General features: G+C 57.4%; 14 protein-coding genes. 10 read left to right on the top strand and 4 right to left on the bottom strand.

Annotation, left to right across the window (positions count from 1 at the left end):
* Nucleotide 1: 1 nt before the first annotated feature.
* The 4 genes from ACUUL3_RS11510 to ACUUL3_RS11495 all read right to left on the bottom strand — a co-directional run bounded on the left by ACUUL3_RS11510 (nt 2) and on the right by ACUUL3_RS11495 (nt 4180).
* The gene (locus tag ACUUL3_RS11510; protein ID WP_448551501.1) at nt 2-436 is read right to left on the bottom strand and encodes a substrate-binding domain-containing protein; all 435 of its coding nucleotides are present in this window, start codon (nt 434-436) and stop codon (nt 2-4) included.
* A 101-nt stretch (nt 437-537) separates the two neighbouring features.
* Nucleotides 538-1893, bottom strand: a complete 1356-nt coding sequence (locus ACUUL3_RS11505) for a 6-bladed beta-propeller (protein WP_448551499.1) — start codon at nt 1891-1893, stop codon at nt 538-540.
* A gap of 16 nt (nt 1894-1909) precedes the next feature.
* Nucleotides 1910-3019, bottom strand: a complete 1110-nt coding sequence (locus ACUUL3_RS11500) for a cytochrome c3 family protein (protein ID WP_448551497.1) — start codon at nt 3017-3019, stop codon at nt 1910-1912.
* 120 nt (nt 3020-3139) lie between these two features.
* Nucleotides 3140-4180 (bottom strand): tetratricopeptide repeat protein, encoded by a 1041-nt coding sequence (locus ACUUL3_RS11495; RefSeq protein WP_448551495.1) that lies wholly within the window; start codon nt 4178-4180, stop codon nt 3140-3142.
* A 472-nt stretch (nt 4181-4652) separates the two neighbouring features.
* On the opposite strand from ACUUL3_RS11495, the gene ACUUL3_RS11490 reads away from it, so the two are divergent.
* The 10 genes from ACUUL3_RS11490 (at nt 4653) to ACUUL3_RS11445 (ending at nt 19524) form a co-directional block, all read left to right on the top strand.
* On the top strand, nt 4653-6002 hold the full coding sequence (locus ACUUL3_RS11490) for a sigma-54-dependent transcriptional regulator (RefSeq protein WP_448551493.1): 1350 nt from the start codon (nt 4653-4655) through the stop codon (nt 6000-6002).
* Nucleotides 6003-6627: 625 nt separating this feature from the next.
* Nucleotides 6628-7782: a cytochrome c3 family protein gene (locus ACUUL3_RS11485; RefSeq protein WP_448551491.1), complete on the top strand. Its 1155-nt coding sequence runs from the start codon at nt 6628-6630 to the stop codon at nt 7780-7782.
* 347 nt (nt 7783-8129) lie between these two features.
* The gene (locus ACUUL3_RS11480) at nt 8130-9713 is read left to right on the top strand and encodes a cytochrome c3 family protein (RefSeq protein ID WP_448551490.1); all 1584 of its coding nucleotides are present in this window, start codon (nt 8130-8132) and stop codon (nt 9711-9713) included.
* 214 nt (nt 9714-9927) lie between these two features.
* Nucleotides 9928-12003, top strand: coding sequence for a hypothetical protein (locus ACUUL3_RS11475; protein ID WP_448551488.1), 2076 nt, complete (start codon nt 9928-9930; stop codon nt 12001-12003).
* Between the two features lie 76 nt (nt 12004-12079).
* A complete protein-coding gene (locus tag ACUUL3_RS11470; protein WP_448551486.1) occupies nt 12080-12673 on the top strand; it encodes a hypothetical protein in 594 nt (197 codons plus the stop codon).
* A 3-nt stretch (nt 12674-12676) separates the two neighbouring features.
* Nucleotides 12677-14185, top strand: a complete 1509-nt coding sequence (locus tag ACUUL3_RS11465; RefSeq protein ID WP_448551484.1) for a hypothetical protein — start codon at nt 12677-12679, stop codon at nt 14183-14185.
* Between the two features lie 18 nt (nt 14186-14203).
* Complete coding sequence (locus tag ACUUL3_RS11460; protein WP_448551482.1) at nt 14204-14821, top strand: hypothetical protein; 618 nt, start codon at nt 14204-14206, stop codon at nt 14819-14821.
* Complete coding sequence (locus ACUUL3_RS11455; protein ID WP_448551480.1) at nt 14809-16446, top strand: peptidylprolyl isomerase; 1638 nt, start codon at nt 14809-14811, stop codon at nt 16444-16446. The genes ACUUL3_RS11460 and ACUUL3_RS11455 overlap by 13 nt, the downstream gene beginning before the upstream one ends.
* Nucleotides 16430-18361, top strand: a complete 1932-nt coding sequence (locus ACUUL3_RS11450) for a cytochrome c3 family protein (RefSeq protein WP_448551478.1) — start codon at nt 16430-16432, stop codon at nt 18359-18361. The genes ACUUL3_RS11455 and ACUUL3_RS11450 overlap by 17 nt, the downstream gene beginning before the upstream one ends.
* The gene (locus ACUUL3_RS11445) at nt 18361-19524 is read left to right on the top strand and encodes a cytochrome c3 family protein (RefSeq protein WP_448551476.1); all 1164 of its coding nucleotides are present in this window, start codon (nt 18361-18363) and stop codon (nt 19522-19524) included. The genes ACUUL3_RS11450 and ACUUL3_RS11445 overlap by 1 nt, the downstream gene beginning before the upstream one ends.
* The last annotated feature ends 37 nt before the right edge of the window (nt 19525-19561 follow it).

Here is a 19561-nt window from a genome sequence, read left to right as displayed (position 1 = left end):
TTTATTCAATGTCCACCCTTTTGACCTGTTTGTCCACGGAGTCCGCAGCGATGTAGCCGATGGCGTTTTTATGAAAGCCGATATACGATTTTGCCGATTCGTCGTCCTTGACCGCCAGGGGGAGCATGCCGGTGCCGCTGTAAAGGATTTTTTTCCAGTACACCGAAAGCTGCATGGGAGATTTCTGGAGCACCGTGCGGGTGAACTGTTCGTGGATTTCATCGTTGGTGTTCATGATGATGGTGATGGGGCTGCCATCGGGCCAGCTGGTCTTTTTCCCTAGAAAAATCTGTTTGATTTCCTCACGGTCCATGCGTTTGATCCGGTTTTCCCTGTGGACCACGATGATGAAATCCGCGGACTGGGCGTGGTTGTCCAGGCCCAGAAGCAGACTCAGCGTCAGAAAGAGGCTGTATGTGGTCTTTTTCAGGTTCAATGTTTTTTATGTCCGATCGCAAAAGATGCAAAGGCCATTTTGTCGCCGGCTGCCGGCCCCGGATACTGTTTTGCCGCTGTCCGCCCTGGTGGGGGCATCCATCATGGCGTTGCTTCTTCGCTTTCCGCTGCCGGCGTTTCGCTTTCCTGACCCGGTTGGACGGTTTTCACATTCTGGAAGATGGGAAAGGTCATATCAAAGTCCGCCTTGAGAATCTGGACCCGGTTATTGAAAAGATCGGCAATCGCCAGATTTCCTTTGCGGTCCACGGCAATGGCATTGGGGAAATTGAACCACATCGGTCCGCTGCCCCGGCCCCCGAATTCGAAGACATATTTGCCGCCAAGGTCAAAGACGAGAACCGTATGCCGCATGTAATCGACGACATAGATGCATTTCTTGTTCTCATCGATGGCAATGCCGCGTGGCCGACTCATCTTGCCGCTGGAGCCGCCCTTTTGTCCGAAGGAAAAAAGGGGGGTTTCGCTGGCCGAGTATACGTACACCCTGCTTGTCTCCTCGCTGAGAAGAAAGAGATGGCCGTCCCGACCGATGGCTATGTCGTTGAGTAGAACCGGCTCAAGCATGGTGTCGCTCGCCACCGGAATTTTTTTGCTTCTGGATTTGGGCAGCAGTTCCGTGGGCAGGCCGAGCAGAGCGGCATCGGTCGCGGCATCGGTGCTTTTTTCGGCCGCCGTATCATCCGGGCTTTGCGCATCGGTGGCCTCTGCCGCTCCGGGAGCCGAAGGCGCGGCTTCTTCCGGTGACTTTTCCTCCTCCTCGGTGATTTCCTCCTGGCTCTGCCTGGGATGGAGCTTGTCGACCGGGGAGAGCCAACGCAGGAAACCGCCGTTCTTGTCAAGGACCAGCACCCCCCGCGTGTTGGCCCCGACCAGATAGATGTTGCCGTTTTTGCCCAGCGCGCCCCGGGCAGGCGAAAATTTCTCTCCGCCCGGGATATCGGTGAAAAGGATTTCCGCCACCGGGAAGAAGGCCGCGTTGAGAATGGAGAGCTTGGGCGGGTGCTTGCTGGTCGCGCCCTGGCAGATGAATATCCTGCCGGTTTCCCTGTCGAAGAAGATATGTTGCGGCGCATCAATGCCCCGACCGGGACCGAGGAAAAGATAGGGGAAGAAGTCGTTGTCGTAAATGACGATTCCTCCCTTGCCGCCGTTCACCACGTACAGTTCATCGTCGTCGCGGGAGCAGGCCACCGCGGAGGGGAAACGGAGGGGTTCTCCCTGGGCGTCTTCGTTCAGAATGGTGACCACCCCGATGAGTTCCTTGGCGGAAGCGGGTTTTTCGGCCCGCCCGGAAGGCGGCAGGGCGAAAAGCAGGACCATGAGGGTAAGGCTGACGAGGGAAACGGCCCCACGCCGATGCGCGGTCGTTGGCCTCGTGTCTTTTCGGTTATCGGCAAAGGCCTTCGCGTGCGGCCCGGAAAGAAAAAAATACATGCGGTAATTCTCCCTCTTAGTAATGGCACTGGCTGCAGACATGGCCGCCGAGAATGTCGCCGATCAAGAGAAATTTATAGTCGGAGCCGTGGGGGTTATGGCAGCTGGTGCAGGCAAACATCCTTTCCGTCCTGCGCGGATCCTTGACCCCTTCCACCGGATGGCCGCCGACCGGATGGCCCTTGGTCACGCCTTGCAGGGAGGTGTGGCAGCCGGTGCAGAGCTGATTGATCGGTTTATAGAGCTGAAACCTGTGGTCCGTGGCATGGGGGTTGTGGCAGGCGACGCAGCCGGCGCCGTTCAAGATGCCGTGGATATAATAGATGGGGCTGTCTTCCTGGATCATGGCCTTCTTGTCGGTGTGGCAGGCGACGCAGAGCTCGGCCTGACCGTCGGCCCAGAGCTGGGAATGGTTGTTGTCGCCATGGGGGTTATGGCAGACCGTGCAGTCTCCGGTGCCGACCGGGCCATGGATGTGTGACTTGGTCAGCCATGCCTTTTTGTTCACATGACATCGGAAACAGATGGTTTCCACCTTGCCTTCCGGAATGGCTATCCTGAACGGACTGTCTGATTTCTGGTGACAGGCGAGACATTGTGTGTTGGCGGCGGGGCTGTGCTGCCAGGTGGTTTTTTCCAGGATGTTTTTGTGGCAGGATTGACAAACAGGCTGGGCGTCGCCGGTGATCCCTTCGGAGGGCTTGATTTTTTTGGGGTCATGGCAGAGGGTGCAGCTTTGCGGCAGAATCTCATCGCGGTGAAAAAGGTACACCTCCTTGGCGTTCAGGTCGGCATTGAGCAGGGAGCGAAGCGGTCGATACCTGATGGTGATTTTTTTTTCAGAAGGAATGAGTTCAAAATTGTTCTTACCCGGAGTGAGCGGCAGCCGGAAATGCAGGTAATACGATCCCTGCGCCTGCCACATGCCCTGCGGCGACAGGAGGAGATCCCCGCTGCGGACCCGGATCTGATTCAAGGTCATATTGTCCTGCTGGCGGAGGACCAGATGGGTAACCGGTTTTCGCGCATATATCGTGGCGGAGGCTACTGGCGTGAGAATCTCAGGTTCTTCCGCCAGTGCGATCCGGGGGGTGAATTGACCGCAAAGAAAAAAAAGAAACAGCATGGCAAGCACCATGCTGTTGTCTGACGGCCTCCGACTGTGCCAAGGGCATGTGGTCGAGTTATGCATCGGTTCCCTGTCCGTTGTTGAGGTTGGGTGCGTTGTGGCTGTGCTCCATCGAAATTATTGTTCGTGCTCCTGCTGCTTGGCGAGCAGTTCGTATGCCTTGCGGAATTCCTGAGCCGCCTCCTGGTGTTTTCCTTTGGCGGCGTGGAAGGAGCCGATGGCATAGTGGAGTTGCGGGTTACGGTTGTTGCGGAAGACCAGGGGCTGGAGGTCATCCAGTGCTTCATCCACGGAGCCCTTTGCCGCCTTGATCTGGGCGCTGCAGATTTCTCCGGCCAGAGAACCTCCGGGCAAGAGGTCGAGTCCCTTGTCCAGGGCATCCTGTCCCTCCTCCAGTTTGCCAAGCTCCACGCTGACGCAGCCCATTTCGATATACGCTTCGCCCAGTTTCGGATTGAGGGCGATGGCCTGTTGGAATTCGTGCTGGGCTGACTCCAGCTGCCCTTTGTCCCTCATGACCTTGCCCAGGTTCAGGTGCCGGGTGGCATCCTTGTCTTCCTTGCTCTTGTCACTCATGGTCGGGTTGAGTTCCGCGTCTACCTGGGCGCGGGTTTTTTCTCCCAGCATGATCTCTATCTCCCCCTGCAGGCGCTGTTTCATCTCCTTGCTGTAGCCCAGGCCGGCGACCGCGGTGCCGTCCTTGTCGAGGAGGAGGAGGGAGGGCATGACGAAAATGCCCAGGGCGCCGTAGGCCTTTTGTTCCTGGTCGATGTAAACAGGCTCGGTCATCCCGGAAGAGGAAACGACTTCATTGACGACGGCCTGGGCATCCCCCTGGGCATTGACAATGAGCAGATCCACCTTTTTTTCGGCAAGAAAGGGGAGCAGCTCGCGAATCTGACGGAGTGCCAGAATGGAGCGTTCTTTTTTGGTGGGCAGATCCGCGCCCCAAAAGACAAGGAGGGCCGGTCTGTTCTGGGGAGGGCGGAGGGCGATTTCCTTGCCCGCGGCAAGTCCCGCCACCTTGACGTCAGGGATGCGTTCGCCCGGAGAGATGGCCCGGAAGGGGAAGGATTCCGCGGCGCCTGTGGTGATAAATGTGCAGAATGATACGAAAAAAAACAGTACGACTGCCTGGAGAAAAGACTTGTTTTTCAAAGGACCACCTCTCTTCCTTATGCATTGAATGCAAGATGCAAATTTACTGTTGTCGCGAAGACGTGCAGAAAAAAAGAAGAAGGTGTTACAAATTTTGAAAGCGCATGTAAAGAGAGAGGAAGTCAAATAATACCCTATAAATTTTATAGAGGCAAATCGAAAAATTGACAACCGCGTATTCTTGGTGAAACGATTTTCCCCATGGGTCTGACTGGAGCGGTTCGCGTTGACCGGCGTGGTTATTTGGGGTAAGTTTTTAACAGTCCGTTGAAAAACAGGCTGTTGGCGGCAGAGGGACGTGTCGCTGGGGTTTGCCGGCCCTGAAAGAGCCGGCAAATTGTGAGGTCGGCCAAGGTTTTTTTCGGCCAACCGGTGGTTGAGAAAGTCAGGGATGGCTTTTTCAGCGGACTGGTGATGGGTTTTTGTGGTGCTCATGCTTTTTGGGGGGTTGACCTGTTCTGAGGTGGTGGGGATGAAGATTTTGATTGTGGATGACGACAAGGCGCTCTGTCGGTCCTTGCAGATTCAATTGGGGATCAAGCAGCATGAGGTGCGTTGCGTGTATGCCGCCGAGCCCGGGGTGGCCGAGGCAAAGGGGTTTGCGCCCGACCTTGTCTTTCTCGACCTCAATCTTCCCGATCAGAGCGGGCTGAGCGCCTTGGTCTGTCTTCTCGATATTCCCTGCAAACCCTCGGTGGTGATGATGACGGGGGAGGCGGATAATAACGCCGCCGTGGAGGCGATGCGGCGCGGGGCTTTTGATTATCTGCGAAAACCCCTTGATCTTGATGATATTTTTGCCATGGTGGAAAGGGTGGCGCGGCATCGGGCCCAGGAAGACGTGATCCCGACCAAGGTGGAGTCCGGTTTTACCGGCAACTACCGGTTGGAGATGATCGGCGCCCATCCCAAGCTGATTGAGCTGCACAAAAAAATCGGCCTTCTTTCCCGGAGCAAGGTGACCGTGCTCATTCAAGGGGAGAGCGGAACCGGCAAGGAGCTTGCGGCGAGACTGCTGCATGAGGCCGGCACTCCGGACAAGCCGTTCGTCGCCATCAACTGTTCGGCGGTGGTGCCCACCCTTCTGGAGAGCGAGTTCTTTGGCCATGAGAAGGGGGCCTTCACCGGCGCGGATCGCCCCAAGATCGGCAAACTCGAGTATGCAAGCGGAGGCACGGTTTTCCTGGATGAAATCGGGGACATGCCTCTGGACTTGCAGGGAAAGCTGTTGCGGGTTCTGCAGGAGGAGGAGTTCGTGCGGGTGGGGGGACTCGAATCGATTCCCTTTCGGGCCCGGGTGGTTGCCGCCACCCACTGCGACCTGCAGAAACTTGTGGCTGATGGCCGTTTCCGCAAGGATCTTTTTTATCGCCTCAGCGTTTCCACTCTCTACATGCCTCCGTTGCGGGAGCGTCGTAATGATATCCCCCTTCTGGTCGACTCCCTGCTGGGGAAGATTGCCCTGAAGCTGCAATGTCCCAAGCCGACCCTCACCGAAGACGCCATGCGGAAACTGCTTTCCTACGACTGGCCCGGGAATGTCCGCGAGTTGGAAAATGTTCTGACCAGATCCATTGCCCTTGCCACCGACAAGATTTTCACTGCCGAAGATCTGCAACTCTTTCTGGTGGAGGAGGTTCCCCCCTGTTCCGCCAAGGAGTTCGACCCGGTTACCCTTGCCGAGGCGGAAAAGCGACATCTGGAAAAGACGTTGCTCGCTCTGCACTGGAATATCACCAAAACCGCCAAGCAGTTGGCCATTTCCCCCACCACCCTGCGTAAGAAGATCTCTGATTATCGTATCGAGAACCCTTTTTCCTGACCGGTGCAAAGTTCTTTGCACGGCGCAAAGAACTTTGCACGTCTTGGCGGGATCATGCTGGGCGGGCGCAAAATGATCCCATGCGGTTTTTTCTTTTGAAAACCAGTAGCTGGGCATGAGTGGTCAGATACTGGTTACCCGTCCTGCGACCCTCTTGCCCCATGTGGACTTTATCTTGCAGATTTTTCGCGACAATTTGCCGCGTCAGAATACTGTTTTTTTGGTGGCACACAAGTTGCTTTGTGATAATAATAAAGTTGTGTGATAATATGATGAATATGGAAGAAATTGAGAATAATAAAACGAGTGGGCGCGAGATGCTTCCGGTTGGGTCGGGTCCGCGAGGATAAGGAGTTTGAGGAAAGGTTTTTAAAGTAGCAGCAAAGGGCCTCACCATCCCGGTGGCAGACGGTAACGTCCCCTCCAGCCGTCTGCCACCGGTGCCCACCCCCTTGACGGGGGATGGGGTTTGGGGGTAAGCCAAATAAAAAAAACGACGAAGGAAGAAGGCAAGGAAGAGGGATGCAGGGAAGAGAGAGCAGGTAAGGGAAGAGTCATTGCAACCGGAGGGGTTGTGGGAAAAGCAGCAAAAAAAGTCAGTAACCAGGAAGGGAGGATGCAGAAAATGAAGAAAATAATGAATGGACAATTGGCGCTGGGTTCGGCACTGCTGGCGGGAGCGCTCTGTCTTTCCCCGGTCGGCGCGGGTGCGCAGGTTGCGGGGCAGTGCGCGGACTGTCACACCATGCACAACAGCCAGGATGGAGACCCGATGAGCACCGACGTGGCCGGTGCCGCGGACAGTAATGTCTATCGTGCCCTTACCAAGGGTGATTGCGTGGGCTGCCACACCTCGTCCACCAATACGACTGTCGGCGGGGCGACCAATAACATCCCCTATGTCAACCAGGCGGCTGAGCCGGCGGCCACGCTGGCCGGTGGCAGTTTCTACTGGGTAAGGAATGCGGCGGATAACCCGGATCGGAAGGGGCATAACGTGGAAGGGATCACGGACGCCGCGGATGCAACTCTTGTCAATACCCCGCCGGGTTTCAACGTTGCTTTGAACGCCACGTACACCGATGCCAGCCGTTTGACCTGCGCGGGCACCAATGGCTGTCATGGCGGGGGCGCGGCCGCGGATTCCTATGCGGACATGAGCGGCGCCCACCATGGCAAGAACAACTCGGGCGGCGTTAACGGCTACGTGGATGGAAGTGATCTTGCCAGCAGCTACCGGTTCCTGTCTGGTATCAAGGGGCTTGAGGATGATGACTGGGAAAACACCTCCGGCGCCGTCGACCATAACGTCTACTACGGCGTTGACCGCGCCACGGACGCTGCGGATTCCACCGCGACCATCAGCGCCCTGTGCGCCAAGTGCCATGGCAACTTCCACTCCTCCGCGACCGCACATGCGGACGACGCGACCATGGGGATCAGCTACGGCAATGACATGAGCTCGCCCTGGGTTCGCCATCCCACCGATTTCGACATGTGGAACGTCCGGGCCAAGGCCGATTACGCGGGTTACGGCGGGGTCGGCAACCCTTATGTGGTGGAGTCTCCGGTGGCTTCCGCGAATGTTAGCGATGCCAGCACCCGGGTGGCCAACGTCTATACCGCCCAGGGCGATGCCATAGTGACCTGCATCTCCTGTCACCGTGCCCACGGCAGTGCCAATGACGACCTGCTCCGCTGGGATTATGCCGACATGGATGCCCATGCTGGCGGCTCCGGTGGCTGCTTCAACTGCCATACCACCAAGGATGATGTATAATTAACCCGGATCGCAGAGTTAAAAAAAACACCGCGCCAGCCTGTCCGAGTGCATGGACTGCGCGGTGTTTTTTTGGTAACTTGCCTGTGCCGTGTTAGCGTTAAGAAACAAGGATGTTCGGGCGTGGCTGTACAGTCGTGGCGGAAACATTACTGGGAGGAAGAATTTTGAAAACGGGCTTTGTTCGAAATTTTCTGAAAAGGTCTCCCGGGTGGGGTATCGTTTCCTGCTGGGGGCTGTTTGTCGCCACGGCAGCTCTTTGTCTCCTGGGTTCCCCGGTGTTGGCCGCTGAAGAGCCTGATGGCCCGGCGGGATTAACGGTTGTTTCTCCCCCCTCCGGAGTCTGGGTGACGGAGAAAAATCTTTTTCTTGTCGGCAGGATCGGCGGCGAGGCGAAAGAGGTGGCGATAAAGGGGGTGTCCACCAAGGATGGCAAGGAGGTTCTCCCCGTTGACAGCGGCGCCTTCGGAACCCTGATCACCCTGCGGGAGGGGGAGAACGGCATTGTGCTTTCCGCCGGCAAGCTGCAGCAGACGGTCAAGGTGTATTATCTGCCGGCAAAGTCCGTCGGTAAGGATGGCAAGGGGCCGTCCGGCTATAAGCGTTTTTATGTTCATGCCAACCCCTCCGCCCTTTCCTGTGAGGATTGCCACAAGAAAAGGCGCGGGAAATTTGATTTCAAGAAGATCACTCCGGCGCAGGCCAACTGCACCACCAGCAACTGCCACAACAATATGGGCAAGGCCGCCCATGTGCATGGGCCGGTGGGCGCCGGTGTCTGCATTTCCTGCCACAGTCCCCATGGTTCCTATCTGCCGAAATCCATGGAACGTTCCGGCCAGGAGCTGTGTCTGGTCTGTCATCAGGGGAAGAGGGAGGAATTCAACGAAAGTGTCGTTCATGCTCCCGTCAAGGAGGGATGCACCGACTGTCACAATCCCCATGAGTCGCCGATGCGCTTCCAGCTGCGTGGCAACGGGGCAAGCGTCAGCAGCCTTTGCTTCAACTGCCATGAAGCAGCGATCTTCACCAAAGCGCACAGGCATGGCCCGGTCGGCGCGGGGGACTGTATCGCCTGTCACCGGCCCCATGCCGGAAAATTCAAGAAGTTGCTGATAGCCCCGCCCGAGAATGGACAGGTGTGTTTCCAGTGCCATCAGGACCGCAAGGACGAGTTTTCCATGAAGTATGTGCATCAGCCTGTGACGCAGGATTGCAACCAGTGCCATGACCCGCACAGTTCCGAAGCCCGCTACCAGCTGCACAAGCCGGGCGGCGCTCTGTGCGCCAGCTGTCACAAGAAGCTGAGCCCGGGAGTCTATCAGGATATTGAAACGGCGACATACAAACATGAACCCGTGGATCAGGGGCGTTGCACCGATTGTCATCGTGCCCACTCCTCCAATGTGAAGCCTCTCTTGAAGAATACCACGGAAGCGCTCTGCTTCAGTTGCCATGACGAGTTGAGCGATCAGGTCACCGGCAGCAAGAACCGGCATGGTCCCGTGCAGACCGGAGACTGCGCCGCCTGCCATAAGGTGCATGGCTCCAAGAATACCCGGATGCTGGTGCGCTACTATCCCGAGGAATTCTATAAGGATTACAGCCCGGAGAATTATGACCTCTGCTTTGGCTGCCATAACAAGGAGATAGCCAAGAAGAAGTTCACCAACACCCTGACGAATTTCCGGGACGGTGAGTACAACCTGCACTATTTCCATGTGAACATGAAGAAAGGGCGTAACTGTGTGGCGTGTCATGATGCCCATGCCAGCAATCAGGCCAAGCATATTCGCTACGAAGTGCCATTTGGGGCCTGGTCCTACCCGATTTCCCTGACCAAGAAGGAAACCGGCGGCACCTGCGTGGTTGGTTGTCATGCGCCCAAATCCTATGACCGGATCAACCCGAAGAACAAACCAAGCAGATAGGGAATGCACGTTATCATTTAGCCGGGGTGGTGAACAATTCGCGGCAGGCCGGTTTTGGCCACTGCCCCGGGCAAACCCGATCGTGGGGGGCATTGAGAACGAATTTGAATTGCTCTGGTTTGGCTTGCAGCGGGCGATAACCGCCTCGATCCCGGCGGGAAAACGCGGTTGAGCCTTTACGCAGGGCAACAGGCAGGAGGAAAGGATAGGAGAGATGTGGCAAATCGGGAGCTCTCTTGTTTTTTCTTTCTGCCTGTTGGTTTTGGGGCTGACGCAGATGGGGGTGAATGAGGCCTTCGCCGCCCAGGGGGTAACCGCCACCATGGCGCAGCAAAAGAACGCCAGCGACGGTGATGCCACAGATAGCGCGTTCAATTATAACCTCAATCTGTCGCAGCACCTTACCGAGGCTCTCTCTTTGAGCGAGACAATGCGCTATAACCGGAGATGGGAGGAGGACAGGGACACGGAATCCTTTGATCCCAATCTTCGTTTTGCCGTGGACAACGACATATTTCTTTTGGATCTCTTCGGCTCCGCCAGTCAGCGCCGTGATTCAACCCAGGCCAATCGACGCAATACTTCATGGGAGTCAACATGGGCAAGTAACTGGGAAAAAAGATTCTGGCCAAAATTGCGGGCCAGTTACGGAGAGGATTTCGCCCGTGACGATGAAGACCCCAGCGTCAACGACACCGAGGGAAGCCGCGAGAATGCCTCGGTTGACTGGGATCTGGAATTGTGCCGTACCTATTACAACATCAACAGGAGTCGGCATACCGACAATGCCACCCAGGCGACAAGTCGCGCCACCAGCCAGTTTGCCAAGTTCGACACCGGCAGGGCCTTTTGGGATGATCGGCTCGATCTGCGCTTTTCCCAGCAATATTCAGTGAACAAGAGTGAATCTTCCACCTCGGTCGGGGCCGGAGGGGTTGCGCTCATCCCGCAGAGTCTATCCCAGGTGCTGACCGGCAAGGATGCCACGCCCGATGATACGAGCGGCGGCGAACTCAGCGGAAACACCCAGCTCCACGACGGCGACACGGAAACTGCCTCGGGACTCTTTACCGACGGGATTGACAATCCGCCGGTGAATATTGCAGTCAAGGTTGATTTTTCCCAGGTTGATCTTCTCTATCTCTATACCAAAAACAACGACGCCGCCCATGCCGGCAGCTTTACCTTTGACCTGTACACCAGCGCCAACGGCACCGATTGGCAGAAAATCGGCACCAGCATCGGCCATACCTATGATCCGGTGGAGCGGCGTTTTGTCTTAAGCATTGGCGGACCACGCCGTCTCTGGCTCAAGCTGGTCATCACCAATAGTTCCCTGACGCAGGTGGATTTCACTGAAGTGGAGGTGTACAGTCGGGTTGTCTCCAGCGGCACGGCGGTGGAGCAGGCAAGGAAGAGCACAACCGCCATTTCCGATTTCAACATGGGATACAAGGTGTTGCCCACCGTGTTCATGGCTTACAGCCTTTCCGTGGAAAACGGCGATTATGCCTCGGGAGTCACCCATGACCGCCGTTCGCAGGCCGGTAATCTGCGTTGGGATCCTTCCACCTATTTGCGTTCTTCCCTGGATTTGAGTGAAACCCTGGAGCAGAACGGGGATCTGCCGGAAACGCTCAACCGGACTTACGGCCTCAATTTCAGCTCTCCCCCCATTCCCACCGTGGACATGAACCTTGGCTTGAGCCGAACCGAGGAGTATGAAGGGGATCTGCTCCAACGGACCAGTCACGATGTCGGCCTCTACACCAGCGCCGCCCTCTACCCTGACCTGGACAGCAGCCTGGATTTGACCTATGGCCGCGCGGTGGAGGAAGAGAGCGACGAGGCGAGCCGTCATTATACCTCGCGCCTTACCCTGACCGCGAGGCTGATCCCCGACGTCATCGCGGACCTCTCCGGTGAATATCAACGGACCATGGCCACGGAAACCACAATCGACACCATTGATTCCGGTCTCAATGTGAACTGGCGAACCTCGGACATGCTGTCGTTGCTTGCCTATGGTCGGCAAAGATGGCTGGAAGGGCGGCTGGAAAGCCGTTCTCTCACCCTGTCGGCGGCGGTGGCGGCCACTGAAAAAATTCAGATGAGCGTGGGGTATGATTTCAGTGAAACAACCAAGCGGATCAACCGCTATGTGTATTTTCTGAGCTGGAGTCTGAGCCGTGCGCTGACTCTGCAGGGCGACGCCTATTATACGGACAGCAGCGTTGAGGAGGATTGGTTGATCAGAGGGCAGCTGATCGCCCGTTTCACCACCCAGTAGCCGTTTGCGGCCCTGGAGAAGGACAAAGAGGATGAGAATCGTTACGGAGAAAATAATGACAACGCCATGTGCGCCCATGAGGAAAAATATTGCCGCCACCGCGATCCTGCTGGCCTGCCTTTCTATTTTTTTCGCCGGTTGCGGTGTGCCGACCATCTCGGAAAACTTTCTCCGGGAAAATGTCGACTTCGGCTTTGTGAAAAATGTTGCAGTCCTCCCCTTTGAAAACAACAGCAAGGATGAATTTGCCCCGGAACGGGTCCGTGATATCATGAATACCCAACTTCTTTCCATGGGGCTTTTCGATGCCGTGGACAAGGGCATGGTGGACAGCATTCTGCGGGAAGAGGGCATCGACCCGGGAAAACCCCTGGATCGGCATGCCGTGCAGCGGCTTGGCCAGCGGATGAGCGTACAGGCGATCCTCTTTGGTACCATCGATCATTCCGGGGAAAACCGGAAGGGTTCCAATGTCTACCCGGAATTGGATCTGACCGTGCGCATGCTGGAGGTGCAAAGCGGCGTGGTGATCTGGCAGGCGAGCGGCCATGGCAGCGGAGACTCTGTCCTGCGACGGCTTTTCGGCCTGGCCGCCCACGATTCCTTCCAGGTGACCATGGAACTCGTCAATGAGATCTTAAGCACCATACCCAAGGGTGGGGGGAGCTGAGGCATGCCGCGCACGGGCAAAAGAGCATATCTTTGTGTCCTGGCGGCGGTGGTGGTTGTTGTCGCTCTGCTGGCAGCTCCTGCTTTTGCCCAGGAGCGGGCCATCACCCTCGCGGTGATGCCCATTGAGGATCTCAGCATGGGAGCCAACGGTTATAACCTGCCCATGACCCGCTCCCTGGCCGCGAAGTTGCGCGAAAAGGGGATTTCCGTTCTTGCCGAGGCGGATCTGATCGATTTTATGGTCAGAAACAGGATCCGCTGGCTGGGGTTCCTGGATTCACAGAATGTCGTTCGCCTGAAGGAGGATATGGCCTGTGATTTTATCCTTCTTGGTTCGGTGAACCAGGCACGGGAGGAAAACCCCCCGGCATTGGGGGCCTCCTTGCAACTGGTGCGAACCGCGGACGCGAAAATAATCTGGGCCGGCAGCAGTGAGCTTTGCAAGGCGGACATGCAGCGTCTCCTCGATCTTGCCGAACCGCAAACGCTTCAGGATGTGGAAGAACTGGTTGTCGGAAAACTGCTTGCCGCCATGCCGGGGGACCTGATCGGAGGGCTGGCGCAGGTCACGCCCCGAGTCCTTGATCTGGTGCAGCTCAGGCCTGAGGTGGTCAAGCCCGGCGAGCCGGTGGTCTGCCGGGTAAGGCTCGTTGGCGATCGGGGGGCTGACAGCCGCGGGGAAGTAACCCTGCAGGTGGGGGATCTCAAGGTTGTGGCCGAATACAAAACCGATGAGCACCTCTATGAGGCGGTCTGGCAAGCGACAGGCAGCGACGGGCGGTATCCGGTCATGCTGAATCTGGCAGACCCTGCCGGCGGGCAGAGCGAGATCTTCGTGGGCAGCTATCTGGTTGATGGCTCTGCCCCGCGTTTACGCCTGCAGGTGAATGCCCCGCAATTGCATGATGTCGCGGTCCTGCGCGACAGGGTGGCCATTGTCCCCGTTGTTCTCGATCCGGAACCGATTCTCCGCTGGGAAATTTCCATAGCGGATTTGGATGGCAATGTGCTCATGGTCGAGCAGGGAAGGAGTCTGCCGGACCGTCTCGTCTGGCGGGGACAGGCCCGGGACGGCATGCAGCTTCCCGATGGGTTTTATGATGTTTTTTTCACCGCCTGGGACCGGGCTGCCAATAAAGTGACGGTTTCCGACCGCTTGCAGATCCTGCGCCGGGCTCCCAACCTCGATATTGCCGTTGAACAGGAACAGGAGGAGTTGATTGTTGACCTGCGGCACGACGATGAGGTTCCCCTGGCTTATTGGCGCATTGAGATTCACGATAAAGCCGGTGGACTCGTGCATGAGGAAAGCGGCAACAGTCTGCCGGCAAAACTGAACGTGCCGCTTGCCGCCCAACAGGAAAAAGGCCTGCGTTTTGTTCTTTTTGCCAGGGATATCCTGGGAAACAAGGTGCGGCGAACAATCAACAATCCTCTGCGGAGTGCCGCCGGCAAGGTGGAGCAGGAACCCGAGGTTGTGGTGTCCGGGCTGGCTCCCGAGGATTTTTAGAAGAGGCATGATTTCAGCGTGAAAGAACAAACACCGGGAAGGAGGCAAAAGGTTCTGCTGGTCTGCTGGCTGGTTCTGTTCTGCCTTCTGCCGGGATGTGCCGCGCAGAGACCATATCTGCAGGAATTTTCCGTAAAGGCCTTTACCCCGGCGTGCAGCGTTGCCCTGCTGCCCTTTGCCAATAAGAGCGGCTTTACGGCGGGCGGGCAAATTTTTTACCGAATTTTCATGACGGAATTGATACGATATGGAAACTGGCGTATCGCCCTGGAGGGAGACGTACGGAAAATTTACCGGCAGCTGCGTCTGCGGCCCTGGGAACAGCCCAGCCCGGAGCAACTGCGGATCATCGCCTCGCGGTTGGGCGTGGAACGGCTGATCGGCGCCGAGATCCTGGCCATGGATGAGCAGGTCGGCAAGGAATTTGTCAACCCTTCCATCTCGGTGCAGGTCCGGGTATATGACGGCCAGGACGGCAGGCTTCTCTTTGCCACCATCCATCGGCGTGAAGGGGCTGAGTACCGGACCATGATGCATTTTGGCTTGATCAATACCGTGACGAGTCTGGCAAAACACGTCACGCAGGAGATTCTGACGTTATGGGAAAGCAAGGGTTTCGTGCCATGCCACGATTGATATGCTGCGTTATGCTCTTTGCCGGTCTGCTTGGCATGTGGCTGCCGGCTCCCGTCCTGGCCTGGTCCTGGGGAGAGCGGGTGCTGGTCACCGTGAACGGTACGCAGTATACGGCGACTGATTTTTCCGACTGGTGGGCGAATTGGCAGGAGGAAGGCATGACTCTGCCGGAAACGCCCGAGCCGTTCATCGACTGGGTCTTGCTGGCCCAGGAAGCGGAAAAGATGCAGCTTGACCGTGACCCCGGCTTTCTGGCAAAGGTGGAAACCTTTTTGAAGGTGCGCGCCCTGATGCTCCTTAAAAGCGAAGAGGTCGACAGGAAGGTCAGCGTTGCCGACGCGGAGGCCTGGAAGCTCTATGAACAGGAGTATTGCCCGCGCTGGCTGCTCAATATTTTTGTCTTTTCCGAGGAGAAGGGGGCCGCGGCCAAGGCGGATGATTTGCGGGAAAAGCGGATTTCGGTAAAGGAGCTGGCCGAGGCGGTGAACCAGGAGGATGGGCCGCAGTATTATCAAAGTCTGGAGGTGCGGGAAAAGAAGCTCGATGAAAGCTGGCGGAAGGCCTTGGCCGGCGCCGTTCCCGGCACGGTGAGCGCGCCCATCGTCATGCCGAAGGGAGTCGTGGTCCTGCAGCTGGACTCTGTGCTTGCGCCGGACAAGGAGGATTTCCACAAGGCCAGGGCCGGCATCATCGACATCCTGAAAAAGGAGAAGTCCGCCGAACTGACGGCCAGGCTTGTCGCCTCCCTGGAAAAAAAATTCGCGGTGCGGGTGGACGAGGAACTCCTCAAGGCCGTGGGCGAAGATGCGCCTGTCGGGGATGATGCCAAGAAAATCCTGATCCAGACAAACCGGGATAACATCGATGTCGGGGCATTCTGGACCCAGCTTGAAAAAGAAAAAAAGTTTCGCAAGCAGTTTCATTTCGCGGCAAAGGATCAGGAAGCCATGAAAAAAAATGTTTTGGGAAATATTATTTCTCAGACATTGATTTCCTGGGAGGCAATGGACCGCCATTATGAAGAAAAAGAGCCCTTCAAAAAGACGTATCAATTCTATCGTCGGCACCGGCTGACCAAGGAGATTGAAAAACGTTTCGTGCAGCCCAAGGCGGAGCTTGCCGCCGAGGAGACACAACGGTATTACGATACCCATCCCGAACTGTTTACCCAACCGGAAATGGTGAGCATTGCCCTGCTGGATGGGGAAAAGGGCTTCATTGAAAAGGTCTGGGGCGAGGTGCTTCAGGGCCGGGATTTTTTTGAGATCGCCAGGGAAAAGGTGCATGGCGGAGCGCCTGTCCGGCGGGTGCCGCTCGACCATCTGGATGAGCAGGTGCGCCTGGCGCTTGCCCCGTTGAGAAAGGGCGAGATCAGCAAGCCTTTTGCGCATGGCGAAAGCATGGCCCTGGTGAAGCTGATGGGCCAGCAGGAGAAAAAGCTGGTTCCCTTGGCCGCGATCAAGGAGAAGCTGGAGATGCAGTTGCGACAGGAGAAATACGAGCAGGCCAAGAGGGATTTTCTGCAAAATCTGAAATCCCTTTCCGAGATCGCCGTGGATGGTAAGGAATGGGGAAAAGTGCGGAGGGAGCTTGAAAAGACAAAGGACAGTGCGAAAAACAGTTAGTCTGCTTCTGGTGCTTGCGGCCGGTGTTCTTGTCCTGGCCTGTGTCAAGGAGACACGGCCCCAGGCGGTCCGCAAGGGGTGCCTTGACTGCCATGCGGAAATGGCGCTCAAGTTTCAGACGGGCAAGGCCCATGCCCCTGTGCGGGAAAAGGCCTGCGATACCTGCCATCTTCCCCATGGCCTCATTGGCGGCGTTTTTCTCCGGCAGGAGATGCCGCAACTCTGCTTTGGCTGCCACGGCAAGACCTTTGCCGAGGAAGGGCGCCTTTCGGTGCATCCCCCTTTTGCCCAGGGAAAGTGCGTGGCCTGCCATGCTGTTCACAATTCGGAGCAACCCTCTCTTCTGCTCAAGGCCGGCAATGAGATCTGTTATTCCTGCCATGACCGGGCCCCCTTTGCGAAGCAAACCGTGCATGCACCGGTACAGGATGGATGCGTCACCTGTCACGCTCCGCATACCTCCGGGCAGGCGGCCTTGCTGAAGGAGAGCCCCGATCTTCTTTGCCAGAAGTGCCACAAGGGTGACGAGCAGAACTTTATGGCGGCGCATTTCGGCTATGCCCTTTCCGGTGGCTGCACCAGCTGTCATAATCCGCACAGCACCGAGAAGGCCGGGTTGTTGCGAGCCGTGCTGCACGGGCCGGTCGGTGCCGGTGACTGCCGCTCCTGCCATGGGGCCGAACCGGGCGCCACTCTGACCGCCCCTGCGGAACCTTCTGGCGTTTGCGGAAAATGTCACACCCAGGAGGCCGCCGGTTCCGCTTTGCTGCACGACCCGGTTGCGCAGGGTAAATGCACGGAATGCCATGCCGTGCATGCCAGCGAGCACAACGGCCTGCTTGCCGTTCGCCCGGAAGCCCTCTGTCTGAAATGCCACGATCAGAAGGAAAATAAGGAGAAAAAACATGCCCCCTTTGCCACGGGGGATTGCCTTTCCTGCCACCTCGCCCACGGAAAACGCGAAGGGCAGGGGGTGAAGTTTGCCGGTGGGGCGGAACTCTGTTATCAGTGCCACGCCAAGGCCGAGTATGGGGGCGGTCCGGGCGGTCATGCGCCGGTGGCCGAGGGAAAATGTCGAGATTGCCATAAACCGCATTCCTCCCCGGAAAAGGCCTTGCTTGTCGAGAAGGAACTTGCCGTATGCCTGCGCTGCCATCAAGACGTTGAGAGGGAACTCAACAGATTCAACCTCCATCAGCCCTTTGCCGCCGGGGATTGCAGTTCCTGCCACAATCCGCACCAGGGAGGGGGAAAAGAAAAACTGCTGCGAGGCGAAAATGTGAGCGGGCTCTGCCTGACCTGTCATAAGGACCAGCGCAAACAGCAGGAAAGCGTTTCCAGGCATCCTCCTTTCCGCAATGGCGAGTGTCTCACCTGTCATACTGCCCATGCCGCTGATTATTCCCTTCTCATGCGGAAGGAGGGGGGAGAGATCTGTCTTGCCTGTCATTCAGGCATCGGCCAGGATCTGGCTGCGGCAAAGACGGTGCATGAGCCGGTGCGGGCCAAAAATTGCGGCGGCTGTCATGCCGCCCACGGCTCGGAAGTGCGTGGCGCTCTTGTCAAAAAAAGCCCGGATCTCTGCCTTGATTGCCATCAGGAGGTGGCGGCGAACTGGGCTGGCGGCATTGCCCACATCCCGGCCCGGCAGGACTGCGCCCTTTGTCACCTTCCCCATACGGCGGGGAATGCGGCCCTGCTGAAAACAGAGCCTTCGGCCCTCTGCCGGGCCTGCCATGGCGACGATACCCCGCGCTTCGTCAATGTGCATGGCGGCGTCATTCCTTCCGGCGCCTCCTGTCTGAGCTGCCATGACCCCCATGGCTCGGCCAGGAAGGGTTTGCTCTATCCGGTGAGCCATTCGCCGTTTGGCCAGGGGAACTGTAAAGCCTGCCATCCCGGGAGGAACAAGTAATGCGTCGCACTTTCATCTTTCTCGTGCTTGTCGGTCTCCTGGCGGGGGGGTATTCCGTCGCCGCCGCGGAATCCGGCTGTTTTCAATGCCATGACCGGAAGAAGTTCCAGGGCGCCGCGGTGCATTCCCCCGTTGCCCGAGGGGAGTGCGGCAAGTGCCACAACCCGCATGTGGCAAAATATGAGGGCCTTTTGCGGGAAAAAGGGGCGGGGCTCTGCTATTCCTGCCATGGGCAGAAGGAAGAGGAGTTTGGCCGGGGGATCGTACATCAGCCCGTCAAAAAAGGGGAGTGCTCCGCCTGCCACGCCGCCCATGCTTCCGGGCAGGCCGGCCTGCTGAACAAGCCTTTGGCCGCACTCTGTTCTTCCTGTCATGAGCAGGCGGTGCAGCAGTATAAGGTCGCCCATAAACCCTATGCGCAGGGGAAGTGCACCGTCTGCCACCAGCCCCACCAGAGCAGCCATGAGCAACTCTTGAAAAGCGGGGTTGCGCAGCTCTGCCTTCCCTGCCATAAGGAGCCGGACGCCTTGGCCGGGCACCAGGGATTTCCGACCAGGGTTGAGGATTGCCTTTCCTGCCATACGCCCCATGGCAGCAGCCGGAAAGGGTTGTTGCGGGAGTATGTGCATCCGCCTTTTGAACAGGGCTGCGCCACCTGCCACGGCAAGAACATTGCCGACAGCGGTCTGTGCCTTTCCTGCCATGCAGGCGTCCGGGAGCAGATGCTCACCCCCCACAATCATCTGCTTTCCATGACCGGGAATACCTGCATTCTCTGTCACAGTCCCCACGCCGGCGACAACAGGAAGCTGTTGAAGAGAAAAGAGTCCCAGCTCTGCCTTTCCTGCCATGGGGACACCGGCGAACGCATGCGGGCAAGCCTGCACCACCATTCCAAAATAGAGCAGTGCAGTGAATGCCATGACGCGCATGGCGCCAACCGTTTTGCCCTTCTCAAGGCGGACGGCAACGCCGTCTGTTCGCGTTGCCATGAAACCCAGGGTGTCTTCAGCCATCCGGTGGGAGAAAAGGTCATCGACCAGCGCACCGGCAAGGCCATGGATTGCCTCACCTGCCACGATCCCATGGGCACTGATTTCAAGTATCACCTGAAACAGAGTGGCACCAAGGATCTGTGCGTACAATGCCATCGGAGTTATTAGAGGGATGGAGAGGAGCAGCGATGCAGAGACAAGGAAA

Source organism: Thiovibrio sp. JS02 (assembly GCF_053485635.1).
This window is presented reverse-complemented; position numbering and strand designations above follow the sequence as displayed.